This is a genomic window from Pseudomonas fluorescens (assembly GCF_002022275.1).
GTDB lineage: Bacteria > Pseudomonadota > Gammaproteobacteria > Pseudomonadales > Pseudomonadaceae > Aquipseudomonas > Aquipseudomonas fluorescens_AJ.
This window is the reverse complement of record NZ_MSDF01000026.1, coordinates 1-20619: the sequence shown is the minus strand read 5'-3', so window position 1 is coordinate 20619 and position 20619 is coordinate 1. Positions and strand designations below refer to the sequence as shown.

Sequence of the window (20619 nt, the reverse complement as noted above, 5' to 3'; positions counted from 1 at the left end):
TGCTTGCACAGCTTGCTGGGCTCAAGGCCCGTAAAGCTGCGCAAGACTGCGTCCAGCGGATATTCCGCGGTGAGTCTTGCGCGCAAGGCTCACGACGGGCAACCGCCGTGGTTTCTTATTATCTCGCTTAGCGCTTCTTGCGGTTGGCGATGTGGATGGCGCCGCCATTCACAGCCAACGCTGCTTCGTGCAACGCTTCGGACAGGGTCGGATGGGAGAAGACCATCATGCCCAGGTCTTCGGCACTGGTGCCGAATTCCATACCGATTGCGCCTTGCTGAACCAGTTCTGCAGCGCTCGGGCCAATCACGTGGACGCCCAATACGCGGTCAGTCTTGGCATCAGCGATGACTTTGACAAAACCACCGGTGTCGTTGGCTGCCATGGCACGGCCAGAAGCAGCAAACGGGAAGGTGCCGACGTTAACTTCAACGCCTTCAGCTTTCAACTGCTGTTCGTTCTTGCCGACCCATGCAATTTCCGGGTGGGTGTAGATAACAGACGGGATCAGGTCGTAGTTCATCTGGGTTTTGTGACCCTTGATGCGCTCGACAACCATGATGCCTTCTTCGGAAGCCTTGTGCGCCAGCATCATGCCGCGAACCACGTCGCCGATGGCGTATACGCCAGGCACGGTGGTAGCGCAGTGATCGTCAACGTGGATGAAACCACGCTCGTCGATGTTCACGCCGCTGTCGGAAGCCAACAGGTCGGTAGTCACCGGACGGCGACCCACGGCTACGATCAGCTTGTCGAAGGTGATGGTCTGCTCGCCTTCTTTATCGGTGTAGGTCACAACGACTTCGTCGCCGTTGACCTTGGAACCGGTAACGCGGGCGCCCAGCTTGATGTCCAGACCTTGTTTGGTCAGGGTTTTCAGCGCTTCTTTGGAGACTGCGGTGTCGGCGGCCAGCAGGAACGTGTCCAGGGCTTCCAGCACAGTCACTTCAGAACCCAGACGGGACCATACCGAACCCAGTTCCAGGCCGATCACGCCAGCGCCGATCACGCCCAGACGTTTTGGAACCGATTGGAATTCCAGGGCGCCGGTCGAATCAACGATCACGTTCTGGTCCACTGGAGCAGGCGGGATGTCGATTGGACGCGAACCTGGAGCCAGGATCACGTTTTCGGCTTCGATGACTTCTACCGAGCCGTCTGGCTTGGTGATTTCAACTTTCTTGCCGGCCAGCAGTTTGCCGTGGCCTTGCAGGGAAGTAACGCCGTTGGCCTTGAACAAGGTGGCAACGCCGGAAGTCAGGCCTTTAACGATGTTGGCTTTACGGCCGACCATTGCTGGCACGTCCATGGTCACGCCAGCATGGTTGATGCCGTGGATCGCGAAACCGTCTTGGGCTTCGTGGAATTTCCAGGAGCTGTCCAGCAGCGCCTTGGAAGGAATGCAACCCACGTTCAGGCAAGTACCGCCCAGCGCCAGTTTGCCTTCCTTGTCGGTGTATTTTTCGATGCAAGCAGTCGAGAGGCCCAGTTGTGCGGCCTTGATGGCGGCAACGTAGCCGCCAGGACCTGCACCAATCACTACAACGTCAAATTTCTGCGACATGAAAATAGTTCCTCTATTTAGCAGCAAGCTTTCAAGCCGCAAGCCCAGGGCCAAGCTGCCATATCCGGCAGTTTGCCCCAGGGCCTGCAGCTGCTTCTATCAGATATCCAGCAGCAGACGAGCCGGGTCTTCCAGCAGGTTCTTGATGGTCACCAGGAAAGTCACGGCTTCTTTACCATCGATCAGGCGGTGATCGTACGACAGCGCCAGGTACATCATCGGACGGATCACGACTTGGCCGTTGATCGCCATTGGACGCTGCAGAATGTTGTGCATGCCCAGGATCGCCGCTTGCGGCGGGTTAACGATCGGGGTCGACATCATCGAACCGAAGGTACCACCGTTGGTGATGGTGAACGTACCGCCGGTCATTTCGTCGATGGTCAGCTTGCCGTCACGGGCTTTCTTGCCGAAGCCGGCAATGCCGCCTTCGATTTCAGCCAGGCTCATCAGCTCGGCGTTACGCAGAACCGGAACCACCAGGCCACGGTCGCTGGACACGGCAACGCCGACGTCTGCATAGCCGTGGTAAACGATGTCGGTACCGTCGATCGAGGCGTTGACTGCCGGGTAGCGTTTCAGCGCTTCGGTAGCCGCTTTCACGAAGAACGACATGAAGCCCAGGCGTACGCCGTTGTGGGACTTCTCGAACAGGTCCTTGTACTTCGAACGCAGGGCCATGACTTCGGTCATGTCGACTTCGTTGAACGTGGTCAGCATCGCCATGTTCGACTGTGCTTCAACCAGGCGCTTGGCCACGGTGGCACGTACGCGGGTCATCGGTACGCGCTTCTCGGTGCGGTCGCCAGCGGCGAACACAGGCGCAGCGGCAGCCGGAGCAGCAGCCTTGGCAGGGGCGGCAGCTGGAGCGTTTTTCTTGGCTTCAACGGCAGCAACCACGTCTTCCTTGGTCACACGGCCGTCTTTACCGGTGCCTTTGATGGACGCCAGGTTGATGCCGTTTTCTTCAGCCAGCTGACGCGCAGCCGGTGCAGCGATCGGGTCTTCAGCGCCGGAAGCCGGAGCAGCGGCTGGAGCAGCAGCGGCAGCCGGGGCAGCAGCGGCAGGTGCAGCGGCAGCAGCGCCGCCCTCTTCGATCGAGCCCAGTACCTGGTTCGACAGGACGGTAGCGCCCTCTTCAGCAACGATCGCTCCCAGCACGCCGTCAGCTTCGGCCAACACTTCCAGAACGACTTTGTCGGTCTCGATGTCGACGATCAGGTCGTCACGCTTGACGGCCTCGCCTGGTTTCTTGTGCCAGGTGGCAACGGTGCCATCGGCAACCGATTCCGGGAATGACGGGGCTTTGATTTCGATAGCCATTATCTGTGGGTCCTTAAAATTCGGTTTCAGTCAGCGCGAAGGCGTTAAACAGTGAAAGCATCTTGCAGCAGTTTTTCCTGCTGCTCGGCGTGCATCGACGCATAACCACACGCAGGTGCAGCAGAAGCATCACGACCGGCGTACTCCAGGCCGAGGCCTGTTTTGTGGTTACCGATGCTGCGACGCAAATGATGCTGGCTGCTGTACCAAGCGCCCTGGTTCATCGGTTCTTCCTGACACCACACGGCATTCGTGAGGTTGGTGTAAGGCGCGATGGCCTCCATCAGGTCGTCTTCCGGGAACGGGTAAAGCTGCTCGATACGCACGATGGCGATGTCTTCGCGGCCTTCGGCACGGCGTTTTTCCAGCAAGTCGTAGTAGACCTTGCCGCTGCACAGGATCAGGCGAGTGACCTTGGCGGCGTCCAGTGTGTCGATTTCTGGAATAACGGTCTGGAACGAACCGTCGGCCAGATCTTCCAGGGTCGAGATGGCCAATTTATGACGCAACAGCGACTTCGGCGTCAGCACTACCAGTGGCTTGCGCAGCGGGCGGATCACCTGGCGACGCAGCAAGTGGTAGATCTGGGCCGGGGTAGTCGGCACGCACACCTGGATGTTGTGCTCGGCGCACAGCTGCAGGTAACGCTCCAGACGGGCCGAGGAGTGCTCCGGACCCTGACCTTCATAACCGTGTGGCAGCAACATGGTCAGACCGCACAGACGGCCCCACTTGTGCTCGCCGCTGGTGATGAACTGGTCGATAACCACTTGGGCACCGTTGGCGAAGTCGCCGAACTGGGCTTCCCAGATCACCAGCGCCTGAGGCGTGGTGGTCGAGTAACCGTATTCGAACGCCAGTACGGCTTCTTCGGACAGGAACGAATCGTACAGGTCGAAACGTGGCTGGCCGTCGTACAGGTTTTGCAACGGGATGTAGGTACCCGCGTCTTTCTGGTTGTGCAGAACCGCGTGACGGTGCGAGAACGTACCACGGCCGATGTCCTGGCCGGTCATGCGGATCGGGTGACCTTCGAACGCCAGGGTCGCGTACGCCATGGTTTCAGCGTAACCCCAGTTGATCGGCAGGCCGCCGGCTTGCATCTTCTGACGGTCTTCGTAGATCTTCGCAACCTGGCGCTGTACAACGAAGCCATCCGGAATTTCCAGCAGCTTGGCAGACAGTTCCTGCAGGGTTTTCAGATCGAACGAGGTGTCGTGACGCGCCGTCCAGGCGTGGCCCAGGTAAGGGCGCCAGTCCACGAACAGCTCTTTGTTCGGCTCTTTAACCAGGCTTTTCACCACGTGCAGGCCGTTATCCAGCGCGTTGCGGTATTCATCGATCTTCGCCTGAACACGTGCATCGTCCACTACACCGGCCTTGATCAGGCTGTCGGCGTACAGCTCACGGGTGGTGCGCTGCTTGGTGATTTGCTGGTACATCAACGGTTGGGTGCCGCTAGGCTCATCCGCTTCGTTGTGACCGCGACGGCGGTAGCAAACCAGGTCGATGACCACGTCACGCTTGAACTGCATGCGGTAGTCGATGGCGAGCTGGGTTACGAACAGCACGGCTTCCGGATCATCACCATTCACATGGAGGATCGGCGCCTGGATCATCTTGGCAACGTCGGTCGCGTACTCGGTAGAGCGCGCGTCCAGCGGGTTGCTGATGGTGAAGCCAACCTGGTTGTTGATGACGATGTGAACCGTACCGCCGGTCTTGAAGCCGCGAGTCTGCGACATCTGGAACGTTTCCAGGACCACGCCTTGACCGGCGAATGCCGCGTCACCGTGGATGGAAATCGGCAGAACCTTCTCACCGGTAGAATCGTTACGACGATCCTGACGGGCACGCACCGAACCCTCGACCACTGGAGAAACGATTTCCAGGTGGGACGGGTTGAAGGCCATGGCCAGGTGAACTTCACCGCCGGTGGTCATTACGTTGGACGAGAAGCCCTGGTGGTATTTAACGTCACCGGAACCCAGCTCAACCTTCTTCTTGCCTTCGAACTCGTCGAACAGCTCACGCGGGTTCTTGCCGAAGGTATTGACCAACACGTTCAGGCGACCACGGTGAGCCATGCCGATCACGATTTCCTTGGTGCCATAGGAACCGGAACGCTGGATCAGCTCGTCGAGCATTGGAATCAGGCTTTCGCCGCCTTCCAGGCCGAAACGCTTGGTGCCCGGGTATTTGGTACCCAGGTATTTTTCGAGACCTTCAGCGGCAGTCACGCGCTCCAGCAGGTGGCTGCGCACATCGGCGGACAGCACCGGACGGCCACGCACGCCTTCCAGGCGATGCTGGAACCAGTGGCGCTGCTCGGAATCGGTGATGTGCGTAAATTCAGCGCCGATGGTGCGGCAATATGTCTGCTGCAACGCTTCGTGAATTTCGCGTAGGCTCGCTTCCTCTTTGCCGATGAACAGGTCGCCGGCACGGAAGGTCGTATCAAGATCGGCATTGGTCAAGCCGTAATGATTGATCGACAGGTCTGCAGGTGCAGGACGCTTCCAGAGCCCCAGCGGGTCAAGCTGGGCCGCCTGGTGGCCACGCATCCGGTAAGCCTGGATCAGTCGCAATACTTCAACTTGCTTCTTCTCGTGCTCACTGCTCACGCTGCCGGCGGAAACCGGTTGGGCGCGGCGCTGGTTCTTTGCCAGCAGCACAAATTGATCGCGAATCGTTGCGTGCGATACATCGGTGGCAGCGTTGCCGTCTGAAGACAACGTCTGAAATTTGGTGCGCCATTCTTCTGGCACAGCGTTAGGGTCGTGCAGGTAGAGCTCATAAAGCTCTTCCACATAGGCAGCGTTACCACCTGAAAGATAGCCGCTGTTCCACATGCGCTGCATCACGCTTTCTTGCATGCTTGGTCACCCTCGATTTGGGGACACCACCGGCGAAAACACCGAGTTTGCTTGCAAAAGGCCAAGTGCAGCGACCAAAACAAGCCACTTAGGATCACGCTGATAGTTCGGGTACCAACCCGAATGCCCCTGCTTGTCTCATTTCTTCAAAATAAGAGCCGCGGCTTTGTAAGTCGCTGCTCAAGTTAAAACTACGGCGCCGGTTGAAGCCTGCGCCGTAGCATTTACGGGCACAACGGTCCTGCTTTGTTACAACGTCGGTTACACGCCGCTTTGCAGCAGCATGTTACGGATGTGACCAATGGCCTTAGTCGGGTTCAGGCCTTTGGGACATACGTTGACGCAGTTCATGATCCCGCGGCAGCGGAATACGCTGAACGGGTCATCCAGTGAAGCCAGACGCTCGGACTTCTTGGTGTCACGGCTGTCTGCCAGGAAGCGATACGCTTGCAGCAGTGCAGCTGGACCCAGGAATTTGTCCGGGTTCCACCAGAAGGACGGGCACGAGGTCGAGCAGCAAGCGCACAGAATGCACTCGTACAGACCGTCGAGCTTTTCACGCTCTTCCGGGGACTGCAGACGTTCGATGGCCGGAGCCGGCGTGTCGTTCTGCAGGAATGGCTTAACTTTCTCGTATTGCTTGTAGAAGATGCTCATATCGACGACCAGGTCACGGATAACCGGCAAACCTGGCAGAGGACGAACGATCAGCTTGTTGCCTTTCACCACAGCAGACAGCGGCGTGATGCACGCCAGGCCGTTTTTGCCGTTGATGTTCATGCCGTCGGAACCGCACACACCTTCACGGCAAGAGCGACGATAGGAGAAACCTTCGTCCTGCTCTTTGATCAGGGCCAGCACGTCCAGCACCATCAGGTCTTTACCACCGGTATCGACCTGGAATTCCTGCATGAACGGCGCGGCGTCCTGATCAGGGTTGTAGCGGTAAACACTGACTTTCAACATGGCAGCCACCCTTAGTAAGTCCGAATCTTCGGTTCAAACGTCGGCACCGTCTTCGGCGAGAAGTTCACGGCACGCTTGGTTACGCGCTTGTCACCCGGGAAGTACAGGGTGTGGCACAACCAGTTTTCGTCGTCGCGGTCTTCAAAGTCTTCACGAGCGTGAGCACCACGGGATTCTTTACGAACCTCGGCGGCAATCGCAGTCGCTTCAGCCACTTCCAGCAGGTTTTGCAATTCAAGGGCTTCGATACGAGCGGTGTTGAACGCCTGGCTCTTATCGTTGATCTTGACGTTGGCGATGCGCACGCGCAGGTCGGCCAGCTGGGCAATACCCTTCTGCATGTATTCGCCGGTACGGAATACACCGAAGTAGTTCTGCATGCAGCTTTGCAGCTCGCGACGCAGGGTTGCCACGTCTTCGCCATCGGTGCGCTCATTCAGAGCGTTCAGACGGGCAAGGGCTGTTTCGATGTTGGCGTCGGTGGCGTCATCGTATTCGATGCCGTCGGTCAGCGCTTTTTCGAGGTGCAGGCCGGCAGCGCGGCCGAACACCACCAGGTCGAGCAGCGAGTTGCCGCCCAGACGGTTGGCACCGTGTACCGATACGCACGCCACTTCGCCTACCGCGAACAGACCATGAATGATCTCGTCCACGCCTTCAGCGTTCTGGGTGATCGCCTGGCCATGAATGTTGGTCGGCACGCCGCCCATCATATAGTGGCAAGTTGGAACAACCGGAACCGGAGCAACAACAGGGTCAACGTGTGCGAACGTCTTCGACAGTTCGCAGATGCCTGGCAGGCGGCTGTGCAGTACTTCTTCACCGAGGTGATCGAGTTTCAGCAGTACGTGGTCGCCGTTCGGGCCACAGCCGTTGCCGGCGATGATTTCTTTAACCATCGAACGGGCAACAACGTCACGACCTGCAAGGTCTTTCGCGTTCGGAGCATAACGCTCCATGAAACGCTCGCCGTGCTTGTTGATCAGGTATCCACCTTCACCACGGCAACCTTCGGTAACCAGTACGCCCGCGCCGGCAATACCGGTCGGGTGGAACTGCCACATTTCAATATCTTGTACCGGCACGCCGGCACGCAGTGCCATGCCGACGCCGTCACCGGTGTTGATCAGGGCATTGGTGGTCGAGGCGTAGATACGGCCTGCACCGCCAGTTGCCAGAACAGTAGCCTTGGCGCGGATGTAGGTGGTTTCGCCGGTTTCGATGCAGATGGCAATAACGCCAACGAATGCGCCGTCGGCGTTCTTCACCAGGTCTACCGCGTAGTACTCGTTCAGGAACGTGGTGCCGGCTTTCAGGTTGCCCTGATACAGGGTGTGCAGCAGTGCGTGACCGGTACGGTCGGACGCGGCGCACGTACGGGCAGCCTGCCCGCCTTTACCGTAATCCTTCGACTGGCCGCCGAATGGACGCTGGTAGATACGACCCTGTTCGGTACGCGAGAACGGCATGCCCATGTGGTCCAGCTCGTAGACCGCAGCCGGGCCTTCCTGACACATGTATTCGATAGCGTCTTGGTCACCGATGTAGTCGGAACCCTTGACGGTATCGTACATGTGCCAGCGCCAGTCATCGTTCGGGTCGGCGGACGCGATGGCGCAGGTGATACCACCCTGGGCCGATACGGTGTGGGAACGCGTCGGGAACACCTTGGTGATCACGGCAGTCTTGTGACCGCCCTGGGCCAGCTGCAGCGCTGCGCGCATGCCAGCACCGCCGCCACCAATAATGATGGCGTCGAAGGAAATAGTTGGAATGTTAGCCATGAATCAGATACCCCAAAGAATCTGCACACCCCAGACGAAGTAAGCGAACATTGCAACGCCGCAGACTGCCTGGAAGAGGAAACGGACTGCGGTCGCGGACTTGCCCAGCGCCATCGGCGTCAGGTAGTCGGTCGCGATGGTCCACATGCCGACCCAGGCGTGTGCGCCCAGGGCTACAAGGGCCAGCAGACTGAAGATTCGCATCGCATTGTGGGCGAACAGGCCATGCCATTGTTCAAAGGTGATGCCCGGGTGTGCGACGAGGTATCCGATCAGGAAAATGAAATAAGCCGCGAGAACGACCGCAGACACACGCTGCGCCATCCAGTCATAGAGGCCCGAACGCGATAGGTTCGTAACGCTGGTTACCATATCCAAACTCCTGCGAGAACGATCAGCACCACGGAAATGGCGATGATGATTTTCGAGCCCAGGCGGCCGCCTTCCAGCGTCTCACCGATGCCCGCATCCATAATCAAGTGGCGCACGCCGGCTACCAGGTGATACAGCAGAGCGGACAGGAGGCCCCATGCTACGAACTTGGCCAGCGGGCTGGTCAAGCATGCCTTCACCTCGGCGTAACCTTCCGCGGAACCCAGGGATTTGCTCAATGCATAAAGCATGATGCCCAGGCCGAGGAACAGGATGATGCCGGAAACACGGTGCAGGAACGACGTAACGCCGGTGATGGGGAGTTTGATGGTCCTTAGGTCTAGGTTTACAGGTCGTTGGCTATTCACGGCTTTTTTTCACACTGAAGAGCCCCTAACAATCAGGGCAAAGTTGTTGGGGAGTGCACTGGTCAGGTAAGCACCACCCAGGGAGTGCGACCCCCAATGAAAGCAAGCCCAAAAGCCCTTGGCGGTCGGTGGCCGAGTATAGACAGTTAGGTTACTAATGACAACGCGCGCTCCTCACCCTAATAGCTGATTGCGTTAGCGGGATAAAAGGCGTAAATGGCAGTCAATTTCGACGAAAAAGTACGGTTAAAGCCTTCTGGAGCAAGACTTTAGGCAAATTGACATCTGGATTTATATCAATATAGTGGTGCGGGCCCTGCGTGGGGGGTCTGTCTGATGATTTGAAGCATAAATAGGAGGCCACATGGCTGACAAAAAAGCGCAGTTGATCATCGAGGGCGCAGCCCCCGTCGAGCTGCCCATTTTAACCGGCACCGTTGGTCCCGATGTTATCGACGTACGGGGCCTGACGGCCACGGGCCGTTTCACATTCGACCCAGGCTTCATGTCGACCGCCTCTTGCGAGTCGAAGATCACCTATATCGATGGCGATAATGGCATTCTGCTTCACCGGGGCTACCCGATCGAGCAACTGGCCGAGCAGTCGGACTACCTCGAAACCTGCTACCTGCTGCTCAATGGCGAACTGCCAACGACCGAGCAGAAAGCCAAGTTTGTCAGTAATGTGAAGAACCACACCATGGTTCACGAGCAGTTGAAGACCTTCTTCAACGGCTTCCGTCGCGACGCCCACCCGATGGCCGTCATGTGCGGCGTAGTCGGCGCCCTGTCGGCCTTCTATCACGACTCCCTGGACATCAATAACCCGCAGCATCGCGAAATCTCCGCGATCCGCCTGGTTGCCAAGATGCCGACCCTGGCCGCGATGGTTTACAAGTACTCCATGGGCCAACCCATGATGTACCCGCGCAACGACCTGTCGTACGCGGAAAACTTCCTGCACATGATGTTCAACACGCCGTGCGAGATCAAACCGATCAGCCCGGTGCTGGCCGCCGCGATGGACAAGATCTTCATCCTCCACGCCGACCACGAACAGAACGCCTCGACGTCCACCGTACGCCTGGCAGGTTCCTCGGGTGCCAACCCGTTCGCCTGTATCGCCGCCGGTATCGCCGCACTGTGGGGCCCTGCCCACGGCGGTGCGAACGAAGCCGTGCTGACCATGCTCGATGAAATCGGCGATGTCTCGAACATCGACAAATTCATCGCCAAGGCCAAGGACAAGAACGATCCGTTCAAGTTGATGGGCTTCGGTCACCGGGTCTACAAGAACCGCGACCCGCGCGCCACCGTGATGAAGAAGACCTGCGACGAAGTGCTGAAGGAACTGGGCATCAAAAACGATCCGCAACTCGAACTGGCCATGCGCCTGGAAGAGATCGCCCTGACCGACCCGTACTTCATCGAACGCTCGCTGTACCCGAACGTCGACTTCTACTCGGGGATCATCCTCAAGGCGATCGGCATTCCAACCAGCATGTTCACCGTGATCTTCGCCCTGGCACGTACCGTAGGCTGGATCTCGCACTGGAAAGAAATGCTCTCCAGCCCGTACAAGATTGGCCGCCCGCGCCAGCTGTACACCGGCTACGAGTCGCGTGATATCACCAAACTGGAAGATCGCAAGTAAGCATCTAACAATTTGGTCTAAAAAACGGCCTCCTTTCACAAGGGGGCCGTTTTTATTTGTGCAGAATTTGAGAAACAGTTTTGTGATATCCACCCGCAATAAAAGCAAAAAAAAGCCCCGATCTCACGACCGGGGCATTTTTTTGTAACGGTTACAGCGTTTAGTGATTAACCGCCCCGCTCGCCCCCAGGCCAGTCTGCGAACGCACAAACTGCGGGAAGTACAGTGCACGTTCTTTCTCTGCTGCCGCCGACTTGTCGGTGATGGAGAAGAACCAGATGCCGACGAACGCAATGATCATCGAGAACAGCGCCGGGTACTCGTACGGGAAGATGGCTTTTTCATGGTGCAGGATTGAGACCCAGATGGTCGGGCCGAGGATCATCAGGCCTACGGCACTGATCAAGCCCAACCAGCCGCCAATCATCGCGCCACGGGTGGTGAGGTTTTTCCAGTACATGGAAAGCAGCAACACCGGGAAGTTACAGCTGGCCGCGATGGAGAACGCCAGGCCCACCATGAACGCGATGTTCTGGCTTTCGAACAGGATACCCAGACCGATTGCCAAGACGCCCAAGGCGATGGTGGTGATCTTCGACACGCGAATCTCATCCTTGTCGTTGGCCTTGCCCTTCTTGATCACGCTGGCGTACAGGTCATGGGACACCGCCGAAGCACCGGCCAGGGTCAGGCCGGCAACCACCGCGAGGATGGTGGCAAACGCCACAGCCGAAATGAAGCCCAGGAAGATACTGCCGCCCACCGCGTTGGCCAGGTGCACCGCCGCCATGTTGTTACCGCCGAGCAAGGCGCCTGCAGCATCCTTGAACGCCGGGTTGGTGCTGACCAGCAGGATCGCGCCAAAACCGATGATAAAGGTCAGGATGTAGAAGTAGCCGATAAAACCAGTGGCGTAGAACACGCTCTTGCGGGCTTCTTTAGCGTCGCTGACGGTGAAGAAGCGCATCAGGATGTGTGGCAGACCCGCCGTACCGAACATCAGCGCAAGCCCGAGCGAGAATGCTGAAATCGGGTCTTTTACCAAACCGCCGGGGCTCATGATCGCCTCACCTTTAGGGTGAACCTTGATCGCCTCGGAGAACAGGGCATTGAAGTCGAAGTTGACGTGTTTCATCACCATCAGCGCCATGAACGAGGCACCGGACAGCAGCAGCACTGCCTTGATGATCTGCACCCAGGTGGTCGCCAGCATGCCGCCAAACAGCACATACAGGCACATCAGGATACCCACAAGGATGACCGCGACGTGGTAGTCGAGGCCGAACAGCAGTTGGATCAACTTGCCCGCACCCACCATCTGCGCGATCAGGTAGAACGCCACCACCACCAGCGAACCACACGCCGACAGACTGCGGATCTGGGTTTGCCCGAGACGATAGGACGCCACGTCGGCAAAGGTGTACTTGCCCAGGTTACGCAGGCGCTCGGCGATCAGGAACAGAATGATCGGCCAACCTACCAGAAAGCCGATCGAATAGATCAGGCCGTCATAACCGGACGTATACACCAGTGCGGAAATGCCCAGGAAGGACGCCGCCGACATATAGTCGCCGGCAATCGCCAGGCCATTCTGGAAACCGGTGATCTTGCCGCCGGCTGCATAGTAGTCAGCCGCCGACTTGTTGCGCTTGGACGCCCAGTAGGTGATGCACAGGGTGGCACCGACGAACGCGATAAACATCAGGATCGCAGCGATATTCAGCGGTTGCTTGTGCACTTCACCGGTCAACGCATCCGCCGCCCAAACGGCAGGAGCAAACAGTGAAGCGCCGGATACAGCCAATAGACGCCGGATCATTGCGCAGCCTCCTTGAGAATCGCATTGTTCAGGTCGTCAAATTCGCCGTTGGCCCGGCGTACATAGATGCCGGTCAGGATGAAGGCGGACACAATCAGTCCGACGCCCAGGGGAATGCCCCAGGTAATCGACGAACCGGGGCTGATCTTGGCCCCCAGGACTTGTGGCCCGTAAGCAATCAACAGGATGAAAGCGGAGTAAAGCCCTAGCATGATCGCCGAGAGAATCCAGGCGAATCGTTCCCTTTTTCTGACCAGCTCCTTGAAACGCGGGCTGTTTTGAATCGAGAGGTAAATGCTGTCGTTCATTGTTTTTATCCTCGCAGCACAGCTTTTTATTATTTTGGAACGTATCCACTGTATGCGGCTGCCGTAGAGGTTCCAGACGACCTTAGTCTTAGATCGAGTGTAGCGAGGGATTGTCAGAACGCAGGAGGATTTACAGGGGGTGAAATTAATGTGGGAGCGGGCTTGCCCGCGATAGCGGTGTACCAGTCAACATATGAGTGACAGATACACCGCTATCGCGGGCAAGCCCGCTCCCACATTTACAGGTTAATGATTATTTGGCAGTCCACTCAGCCACACGATCCGGGTGCTTGGCGACCCAATCCTTGGCTGCCGCTTCAGGCTTGGCGCCTTCTTGAATCGCGAGCATGACTTCGCCGATTTCGTCCTTGGAGGCCCACTGGAATTTCTTCAGGAACGCCACGACTTCCGGCGCTTTCTTCTCCAGGCCCTTGCTGCCGATGCTGTTAACAGTTTCAGCCGCGCCATAAATCCCTTTTGGATCGTCGAGGAAACGCAGTTTCCACTTGGCGAACATCCAGTGTGGCACCCAGCCGGTGACCGCGATGGATTCCTGCTTGTCTTCGGCACGGGTCAGTTCGGCGATCATGGCGGCGCCGGAGCTGGCTTGCAGCTTGTAGTCCAGACCGTAAGCCTTGATGGCTTCGTCGGTCTTGAGCATCACGCCTGAACCGGCGTCGATGCCGACGATTTTGTTTTTAAAGGTGGTGTCGGTCTTGAGGTCTTCGATGGACTTGGCTTTGACGTACTCCGGCACGATCAAGCCGATTTTCGCATCCTTGAAGTTGGGGCCGTAGTCGACCACCTTGTCCTTGTTCTTGGCCCAGTATTCACCGTGGGTCACGGGCAGCCAGGCGGAGAGCATGGCGTCGAGCTTGCCGGTGGCTACACCCTGCCACATGATCCCGGTAGCGACGGCCTGCAGTTTCACGTCATAACCGAGCTTTTGCTTGATCACTTCTGCCGCCACGTGGGTGGTGGCCACGCTGTCGGACCAGCCATCGACATAGCCGATGCTCAGGGTTTTGCTGTCGGCGCTGGCCAGTGTGGAGCTCATCGCAACTACCAGAGTGGCAGCTGCGCCCAAGAGTCGTCGCATCTTCATCGTACTTCCCCGAAAGTGCTGCGCCCGACGGATGCCGAGCGACGTCAACCTAGTTGTTATGGTGGTGCACCGCGCCCCCTTCACGCGCATAATCCAGCTGCTGCCCCATCAGTGGAGTGCTGACGCCTTGATCATCAACCTGCCGGGGCTTGGAACCTGCTCTGACTGCGACCTCAGGTAAGCAGGAAACGACATCACATAGCCAGCAGGATGCTTTGCAGGCGTTGACGTCAGAATCCCGCCCGAACTTTGCATGTCAAAATTATGCAGCCCCACTGGGACGGGACAAATCCGGGTAAGATGCGCGCCTTTGCTCCCCCAGATAAGCCGACCATGCCCGCGAATGCCCGCTTCCCTGCCCTGCCCTATTTTTTCGCCCTGATCCTCGGTCTGCTGGCCCTTGTCGGCTACTGGTATGGCCTCGGCCGGCCGGTGGTACTTCCGGACGTCGCCAGCGCCAGCCACAAGATGCAATGCGCGTCCTACACGCCGTTCGACAAGGATCAATCGCCGTTCGACCAGCCGTTCACGCTGCGCCCCGTGCGCATGGACGCCGACCTGGCCCTGCTGGCCACCCGTTTTGAATGCATCCGCACCTACTCCATGACCGGCCTGGAAGCCTTGCCGGACCTCGCGCGCAAGCACGGGTTGAAGTTGATGATCGGCGCCTGGGTCAGCAGTGACCCGGTAGCGACCGAAAAAGAAGTCGACCAGTTGATTGCCTCAGCCAATGCCAACCCGGACGTGGTCACCTCGGTGATCGTCGGCAACGAGGCCCTGCTGCGCAAGGAAGTCACCGCCAAACAGCTGGTGACGCTGATCCACAAAGTCAAAAGCCACATCAAGCAGCCGGTCACCTATGCGGACGTATGGGAGTTCTGGCTGAAACACCCGGAAATCGCCCCGGCCGTAGACTTCCTCACCATTCACCTGCTGCCGTACTGGGAAGATGATCCTTCGGGCATCGACCAGGCACTCAAGCATGTGGGCGATGTACGCCAGACATTCGGCAACAAATTCGCGCCCAAGGACGTGCTGATCGGTGAGACCGGCTGGCCCAGCGAAGGCCGCCAGCGCGAAACCGCGGTGCCGAGCCGGGTCAACGAGGCCAAGTTCATGCGCGGTTTTGTCGCCATGGCCGAAGCCAACGGCTGGCGCTACAACCTGATCGAAGCGTTTGACCAGCCGTGGAAGCGCGCGAGTGAAGGCGCGGTTGGCGGTTACTGGGGTCTGTTTGATGCCGATCGCCAGGACAAGGGCATCCTCGCCGGGCCAGTGAGCAACGTGCCGTACTGGCCACTGTGGCTGGGCGTGGGCGGGATTATCCTGCTGGGCACACTGGCGCTGGGTGGTCGCGTACGCAGCACCCGCGCCGCTATGGCTTTGCCGTTACTGGGCGCTGTGGCCGCCTGCTCTATTGGCACCTGGGCCGAACTGACCCGCCTCACTGCGCGCTTCAACGATGAATGGGTGTGGGCAGGCTTGCTGGTGGCGTTGAACCTGCTGGTGCTGGCCCATGCCGCCCTGGCCTTGAGCTCACGAGAAGGCTGGCGCGAGCGCGCATTTAACTGGCTGGAGAGGCGCGCAGGCCTGCTGGTGGCGATTGCCGGGTTTGCGGGGGCGGTGATGATGCTTGAGTTGGTATTTGACCCGCGTTATCGCAGCTTTCCGAGTGCGGCGCTGGTGTTGCCGGCTTTGGTGTATCTGGTTCGTCCGGTGGCTGGGCCGCGTCGGGAGATCGCGCTGCTGGCCTTTATCATCGGCGCCGGCGTTGCACCGCAGTTGTATCGCGAAGGGTTGCTGAACCAGCAGGCTTGGGGTTGGGCGGTGGTCAGCGTGCTGATGGTTGTGGCTTTGTGGCGTTGCTTGCAGGTGCGCAAGGCTTGACCCCGCTATCGCAGGCAAGCCAGCTCCCACACTGTCCGTGTTCACAGTTAGGAGTATGTGAACCCAATCAAGTGTGGGAGCTGGCTTGCCTGCGATGAGGCCCTGTCAGACTGCCCTTGGCTTCCTGACCAACCGCAACCCCGCAATCACCACCGCAAACACCGCAAACGTGGTGTTGTACAACGCCAACGCCGGCAACCCGAACACCAGCCCCAACACTGCCAACCCCCACCCCAACCGCCCCGGCACAATAAACGCCAACACCGCCGTCACCAGTGCCGCCCAGCCCAGCACCTTGAAGTGAATCATCAGCCCAAGGTTCGAACGCAGCTGGCATTCCCAGCGGCTGGCTTCATCGACGCAGATGCCGACCCACTGCCCATCCTCCATAAAGCCATAACGTGCGCCATAACTGGCGGCCAGCCATAACGGCAGGGCAATAAGCAGCAGGATCCATGGCAAGCGAGGGGACATCAGGGCACTCCGATAGGCAAAAACGGCGCTCAGCTTAATCCCCCGGTGGCCGTTGGCAAGGTGTGTACGCAGATAAGTGTTCAACAAAGCGTCGCAAAGTGTATCGTCTGGCTACTATTACCCCGATTCCGACGTTTTTTTCCGACTTTTCGTGCCGAGTGCTGGCACTTCGGTGGTAACGCGGTGGTCATAGCCTGCGAACTTCATTCAGCACGTTTCCTCTTAGGGATAAAGTCATGCTCCGTTCCTTGCGCTGTGTTGCCCTGCTGGGCAGCCTTTTTCTGAGTGCGTCAGCACTGGCGGTCGACATAGACCAGGCCACCTATGGCTACCCTTTGACCAACCCGTTCGAAGCGACGATCGCGACCACACCGCCGGACCTTCGGCCGAAATTGCCGAGCGACGACGAGATCAACCAATCCGACTACAGCCTGACGATGCGCCCCGAGCGCGAGTTCAGCCTGCCGGATAACTTCTGGGCGGTGAAAAAGCTCACCTACCGCATCGCCAAGCAGGACCACGCTGCGCCACTGATCTTCCTGATCGCCGGCACTGGCGCGCGGTTTGACAGCAGCATTAACGAATACCTGAAAAAGCTGTATTACCAGGCCGGCTACCACGTGGTGCAATTGTCGTCGCCCACCAGCTTCGACTTCATCAGCGCCGCCTCGCGCTACGCCACGCCCGGCGTGACGCAGGAAGACGCCGAAGACATGTACCGCGTGATGCAAGCGGTGCGTGCCCAAAACGCTTCGCTGCCGGTCACTGACTTCTACCTCACCGGCTACAGTCTGGGCGGTCTGGATGCGGCGTTTGTCGCCAAACTCGACGAAACCCGCCGCAGCTTCAACTTCAAGAAAGTGCTGCTGCTCAACCCGCCGGTCAACCTCTACACTTCGATCACCAACCTCGACAAGCTGGTACAGACCGAGGTCAAGGGCATCAACAACACCACCACCTTCTATGAACTGGTGCTGAACAAGCTGACCCGCTACTTCCAGCAAAAGGGCTACATCGACCTCAATGACGCCCTGCTCTACGATTTCCAGAACTCCAAGCAGCACCTGACCAACGAACAGATGGCCATGCTGATCGGGACCTCGTTCCGCTTCTCGGCAGCCGACATCGCGTTCACCTCGGACCTGATCAACCGCCGCGGCCTGATCATTCCACCCAAATACCCGATCACCGAAAGCACCAGCCTCACGCCGTTCCTCAAGCGTGCGCTGCAATGCGACTTCGACTGCTACCTCACCGAACAAGTGATCCCGATGTGGCGCGCCCGTACTGACGGCGGCAGCCTGTTGCAACTGGTTGACCAGGTCAGCCTGTACGCCCTCAAGGACTACCTGCACAGCAGCCCGAAAATCGCCGTGATGCACAACGCTGACGACTTGATCCTGGGCCCTGGCGACCTCGGTTTCCTGCGTAAAACCTTCGGCGATCGCTTGACCGTCTACCCACTGGGCGGCCACTGCGGCAACCTCAATTACCGCGTCAACGCCGACGCCATGCTGGAGTTCTTCCGTGGCTAAATATCTTTTGCTGCTCGCCGCCCTGATGTGCGCGGGCGTCGCCAATGCCGACAACAGCAAGGCCCACGAACCGGTCAAGGTTGACGCTGACGGCTTCAAAGAGCCGCTGACCAAGCTCAAGTTCAACCCGGGCCTGGACCAGCGTGAGTTTGAGCGCTCGTCGCTGACCGCACTCAACGTCTACGACCCGCTGGAGTCGTGGAACCGTCGCGTGTACCACTTCAACTACCGCTTCGACCAATGGGTGTTCCTGCCCGTGGTCGACGGCTACCGCTATGTCACACCCAGCTTCCTGCGCACCGGCGTGAGCAACTTCTTCAACAACCTGGGCGATGTGCCCAACCTGTTGAACAGCCTGCTGCAACTCAAGGGCCACCGCTCCCTCGAAACCACCGGCCGCTTGCTGCTCAACACCACCATCGGCATCGCCGGCCTGTGGGACCCCGCCACCGCCATGGGCCTGCCACGCCAGAGCGAAGACTTCGGCCAAACCCTGGGCTTCTACGGCGTACCCGGCGGTGCCTACGTTGTGCTGCCAATCTTCGGCCCGTCGAACCTGCGCGACACCGGCGGCCTGCTGGTGGACTACAGTGCCGAATCGCAGATCAACTTCCTGAACGTCTCCAAAGTCAGCGAAAACCACCCGGAAATCTGGGCCCTGCGCGCGGTCGACAAACGCTACCAGACCAGTTTCCGCTACGGTCAGATGAACTCGCCGTTTGAGTATGAAAAGGTGCGCTACATCTATACGGAATCGCGCAAGTTGCAGATTGCCGAGTAAACCGGGCGCCACAAAAAAGGCCATTCGAAAGAATGGCCTTTTTTATTACACCGATTTTACACAACCAACTTTTTACCAGGAGGCACACCGTAGTCGTTCTCTCCCTTATCGCCTTGAGTGAATAACTGGATGGACACCATTATAAAACCAACGATCGGAATCAAAAACCAAAGTGCATACGCTCCCGTAACGTTTACATCATGAAGCCGCCGGAATGTCACTGACACCGCAGGGGTGATCATGAACAACACGTAAAAACCAAATGGGACGATAAACCACGGACTCGAAGAAACATTTGTCAGGTACGCAGCTAAAATAGAGCCCCAGACGATCATTATGTCCATCACTACAAACGACCAGTACTCACGCCTACAGGCTCGCCCACTGAACTTGGCGTAGTTTTTTATCGCTTGAAAACACCAGTTCATCCTTAACCCCTTATCGATCCATTTTTATCGAGCCGCTTCACATGAAGAGGCGCGACGCATCCTATAAATGCCTGGAAAGCCGAACTGTAGGATTAAGCTTAAACCTCGGTTAAATTTGAATTCGATATGAACGAATCAGCCCTTTGCAGCTCGCCACACCTTGCCAACCACCTGAACCACCGCCAACACCACCGCCCCCGCAATAATCCCCGCCACCGCATTCAGCAATGTCGGCATCAACCACGCCAAGCCACCAATGCTCTGACTAACCGCCTCGATCCAGTGATGCACCACCGGCACGCCGTGAGTAAGAATGCCGCCGCCAACCATAAACATCGCCGCCGTGCCGATCACCGACAGGCTTTTCATCATGTAAGGCGCCGCGCGCAAAATCGCCCTACCGACACTGCGAGCCGCCTGCCCGGGCTTTTGGGTGAGCCACAGGCCCAAGTCATCCAGCTTGACGATACCGGCCACCAGCCCATACACGCCGACCGTCATGACAATGGCAATACCCGACAGCACGATCACTTGCTGCATCAGCGGCGCATCCGCCACGGTGCCAAGGGTGATGGCGATGATTTCGGCCGAGAGGATAAAGTCCGTGCGGATTGCGCCTTTGATCTTGTCCTTCTCAAACGCCACCAGATCCGTCGCCGGATCCGCCACCGCCTCGACCAGATGCGCCTGCTCTTCAGTGCGCTTGTGCAAAAAGGTATGCGCAAGCTTTTCAAAGCCCTCAAAGCACAAATACGCGCCCCCCAGCATCAACAACGGCGTCACCGCCCACGGCGCAAACGCGCTGATCAACAGCGCAGCTGGCACCAGAATCAACTTGTTAACAAACGACCCCTTGGCCACCGCCCACACCACGGGAATCTCCCGCTCGGCCCGCACCCCGGAAACCTGCTGGGCATTGAGCGCCAAGTCATCGCCTAGGACACCGGCGGTCTTCTTGGCGGCCATTTTGGTCATCAACGCCACATCGTCGAGCACGGCGGCGATATCGTCGATCAGTACCAACAAGCTGCTTCCTGCCATGATTCGGGCTTCCTGCGTTTAAAGTGCAGCGAATATAACGCGGCAGCGGCCATGGAATATAGTTACCCGCCCAACTGCTCCCAGCTGTTGCTTTGCTGTTGATCTGCTTTTGACTTTGATCTCAGACGCCCCGTTAACCACGCTGGCCGCACGCAGGCTTGAATCCGTGGGTAACCCGGCAGGACGCCGGGTTAGCCGCACTGGGCCAAGGATGGCCCATCGCGGCGGCCCACGGATTCAAGCCGGAGTGAGGGCACACCGAGCCTAGGCGAGGTGCCGAGTGGTGGGGCGAAGACCTTTTGGTTACTTTTGGGTCTTTCCAAAAGTGACCCGC

Annotated in this window: 17 protein-coding genes; 4 read left to right on the top strand and 13 right to left on the bottom strand. The window is 58.3% G+C overall.

Annotated elements, in window-relative coordinates:
- Positions 1-127 precede the first annotated feature (127 nt).
- The 7 genes from lpdA to sdhC form a co-directional block, all read right to left on the bottom strand.
- Positions 128-1564 carry a dihydrolipoyl dehydrogenase gene (gene lpdA, locus BFW87_RS20825; RefSeq protein WP_078741608.1) on the bottom strand — a complete coding sequence of 479 codons (1437 nt, stop codon included), beginning with the start codon at positions 1562-1564 and terminating at the stop codon, positions 128-130.
- Positions 1565-1663: 99 nt separating this feature from the next.
- A complete protein-coding gene (gene odhB / locus BFW87_RS20820; RefSeq protein ID WP_078741607.1) occupies positions 1664-2887 on the bottom strand; it encodes a 2-oxoglutarate dehydrogenase complex dihydrolipoyllysine-residue succinyltransferase in 1224 nt (407 codons plus the stop codon).
- A 44-nt stretch (positions 2888-2931) separates the two neighbouring features.
- A complete protein-coding gene (locus tag BFW87_RS20815) occupies positions 2932-5763 on the bottom strand; it encodes a 2-oxoglutarate dehydrogenase E1 component (protein WP_078741606.1) in 2832 nt (943 codons plus the stop codon).
- A gap of 261 nt (positions 5764-6024) precedes the next feature.
- On the bottom strand, positions 6025-6729 hold the full coding sequence (locus BFW87_RS20810) for a succinate dehydrogenase iron-sulfur subunit (protein WP_078741605.1): 705 nt from the start codon (positions 6727-6729) through the stop codon (positions 6025-6027).
- Between the two features lie 11 nt (positions 6730-6740).
- On the bottom strand, positions 6741-8513 hold the full coding sequence (gene sdhA / locus BFW87_RS20805) for a succinate dehydrogenase flavoprotein subunit (RefSeq protein ID WP_078741604.1): 1773 nt from the start codon (positions 8511-8513) through the stop codon (positions 6741-6743).
- 3 nt (positions 8514-8516) lie between these two features.
- Positions 8517-8885, bottom strand: coding sequence for a succinate dehydrogenase, hydrophobic membrane anchor protein (gene sdhD, locus BFW87_RS20800; RefSeq protein ID WP_078741603.1), 369 nt, complete (start codon positions 8883-8885; stop codon positions 8517-8519).
- Positions 8879-9253: a succinate dehydrogenase, cytochrome b556 subunit gene (gene sdhC / locus BFW87_RS20795; RefSeq protein WP_016974691.1), complete on the bottom strand. Its 375-nt coding sequence runs from the start codon at positions 9251-9253 to the stop codon at positions 8879-8881. Before sdhC ends, sdhD begins: the two co-directional genes overlap by 7 nt.
- A 364-nt stretch (positions 9254-9617) precedes the next feature.
- Between sdhC and gltA the strand changes: the two genes are divergently transcribed.
- Positions 9618-10907 (top strand): citrate synthase, encoded by a 1290-nt coding sequence (gltA, locus tag BFW87_RS20790; RefSeq protein ID WP_078741602.1) that lies wholly within the window; start codon positions 9618-9620, stop codon positions 10905-10907.
- 160 nt (positions 10908-11067) lie between these two features.
- Here the strand turns inward: gltA and BFW87_RS20785 are convergent, their stop codons facing one another.
- The 3 genes from BFW87_RS20785 to BFW87_RS20775 all read right to left on the bottom strand — a co-directional run bounded on the left by BFW87_RS20785 (position 11068) and on the right by BFW87_RS20775 (position 14139).
- Complete coding sequence (locus BFW87_RS20785) at positions 11068-12726, bottom strand: cation acetate symporter (RefSeq protein WP_078741601.1); 1659 nt, start codon at positions 12724-12726, stop codon at positions 11068-11070.
- Complete coding sequence (locus tag BFW87_RS20780; RefSeq protein WP_003190001.1) at positions 12723-13034, bottom strand: DUF485 domain-containing protein; 312 nt, start codon at positions 13032-13034, stop codon at positions 12723-12725. The genes BFW87_RS20785 and BFW87_RS20780 overlap by 4 nt, the downstream gene beginning before the upstream one ends.
- A gap of 253 nt (positions 13035-13287) precedes the next feature.
- A complete protein-coding gene (locus tag BFW87_RS20775; RefSeq protein ID WP_078741600.1) occupies positions 13288-14139 on the bottom strand; it encodes a glycine betaine ABC transporter substrate-binding protein in 852 nt (283 codons plus the stop codon).
- Positions 14140-14472: 333 nt separating this feature from the next.
- Between BFW87_RS20775 and BFW87_RS20770 the strand changes: the two genes are divergently transcribed.
- The gene (locus BFW87_RS20770; protein ID WP_078741599.1) at positions 14473-16026 is read left to right on the top strand and encodes a glycoside hydrolase family 17 protein; all 1554 of its coding nucleotides are present in this window, start codon (positions 14473-14475) and stop codon (positions 16024-16026) included.
- A 105-nt stretch (positions 16027-16131) separates the two neighbouring features.
- Here the strand turns inward: BFW87_RS20770 and BFW87_RS20765 are convergent, their stop codons facing one another.
- Positions 16132-16500, bottom strand: a complete 369-nt coding sequence (locus BFW87_RS20765; RefSeq protein ID WP_078741598.1) for a hypothetical protein — start codon at positions 16498-16500, stop codon at positions 16132-16134.
- 236 nt (positions 16501-16736) lie between these two features.
- Between BFW87_RS20765 and BFW87_RS20760 the strand changes: the two genes are divergently transcribed.
- Positions 16737-18035 (top strand): serine/threonine protein kinase, encoded by a 1299-nt coding sequence (locus tag BFW87_RS20760; RefSeq protein ID WP_078741597.1) that lies wholly within the window; start codon positions 16737-16739, stop codon positions 18033-18035.
- Positions 18028-18816 carry an MlaA family lipoprotein gene (locus BFW87_RS20755; RefSeq protein WP_078741595.1) on the top strand — a complete coding sequence of 263 codons (789 nt, stop codon included), beginning with the start codon at positions 18028-18030 and terminating at the stop codon, positions 18814-18816. Before BFW87_RS20760 ends, BFW87_RS20755 begins: the two co-directional genes overlap by 8 nt.
- A gap of 56 nt (positions 18817-18872) precedes the next feature.
- On the opposite strand, the gene BFW87_RS20750 is transcribed toward BFW87_RS20755, so the two are convergent.
- Positions 18873-19244 carry a DUF805 domain-containing protein gene (locus tag BFW87_RS20750; RefSeq protein WP_078741594.1) on the bottom strand — a complete coding sequence of 124 codons (372 nt, stop codon included), beginning with the start codon at positions 19242-19244 and terminating at the stop codon, positions 18873-18875.
- A 135-nt stretch (positions 19245-19379) separates the two neighbouring features.
- Entirely contained in the window at positions 19380-20285 is a 906-nt protein-coding gene (locus BFW87_RS20745) for a DUF808 domain-containing protein (RefSeq protein WP_078741593.1), read from the bottom strand.
- Positions 20286-20619: the final 334 nt, after the last annotated feature.

Coding starts and splice junctions, on each gene's coding strand:
- lpdA (WP_078741608.1), bottom strand. CDS start 1,564: ATGTCGCAGAAATTTGACGTTGTAGTGATTGGTGCAGGTCCTGGCGGC.
- odhB (WP_078741607.1), bottom strand. CDS start 2,887: ATGGCTATCGAAATCAAAGCCCCGTCATTCCCGGAATCGGTTGCCGAT.
- BFW87_RS20815 (WP_078741606.1), bottom strand. CDS start 5,763: ATGCAAGAAAGCGTGATGCAGCGCATGTGGAACAGCGGCTATCTTTCA.
- BFW87_RS20810 (WP_078741605.1), bottom strand. CDS start 6,729: ATGTTGAAAGTCAGTGTTTACCGCTACAACCCTGATCAGGACGCCGCG.
- sdhA (WP_078741604.1), bottom strand. CDS start 8,513: ATGGCTAACATTCCAACTATTTCCTTCGACGCCATCATTATTGGTGGC.
- sdhD (WP_078741603.1), bottom strand. CDS start 8,885: ATGGTAACCAGCGTTACGAACCTATCGCGTTCGGGCCTCTATGACTGG.
- gltA (WP_078741602.1), top strand. CDS start 9,618: ATGGCTGACAAAAAAGCGCAGTTGATCATCGAGGGCGCAGCCCCCGTC.
- BFW87_RS20785 (WP_078741601.1), bottom strand. CDS start 12,726: ATGATCCGGCGTCTATTGGCTGTATCCGGCGCTTCACTGTTTGCTCCT.
- BFW87_RS20780 (WP_003190001.1), bottom strand. CDS start 13,034: ATGAACGACAGCATTTACCTCTCGATTCAAAACAGCCCGCGTTTCAAG.
- BFW87_RS20775 (WP_078741600.1), bottom strand. CDS start 14,139: ATGAAGATGCGACGACTCTTGGGCGCAGCTGCCACTCTGGTAGTTGCG.
- BFW87_RS20770 (WP_078741599.1), top strand. CDS start 14,473: ATGCCCGCGAATGCCCGCTTCCCTGCCCTGCCCTATTTTTTCGCCCTG.
- BFW87_RS20765 (WP_078741598.1), bottom strand. CDS start 16,500: ATGTCCCCTCGCTTGCCATGGATCCTGCTGCTTATTGCCCTGCCGTTA.
- BFW87_RS20760 (WP_078741597.1), top strand. CDS start 16,737: ATGCTCCGTTCCTTGCGCTGTGTTGCCCTGCTGGGCAGCCTTTTTCTG.
- BFW87_RS20750 (WP_078741594.1), bottom strand. CDS start 19,244: ATGAACTGGTGTTTTCAAGCGATAAAAAACTACGCCAAGTTCAGTGGG.
- BFW87_RS20745 (WP_078741593.1), bottom strand. CDS start 20,285: ATGGCAGGAAGCAGCTTGTTGGTACTGATCGACGATATCGCCGCCGTG.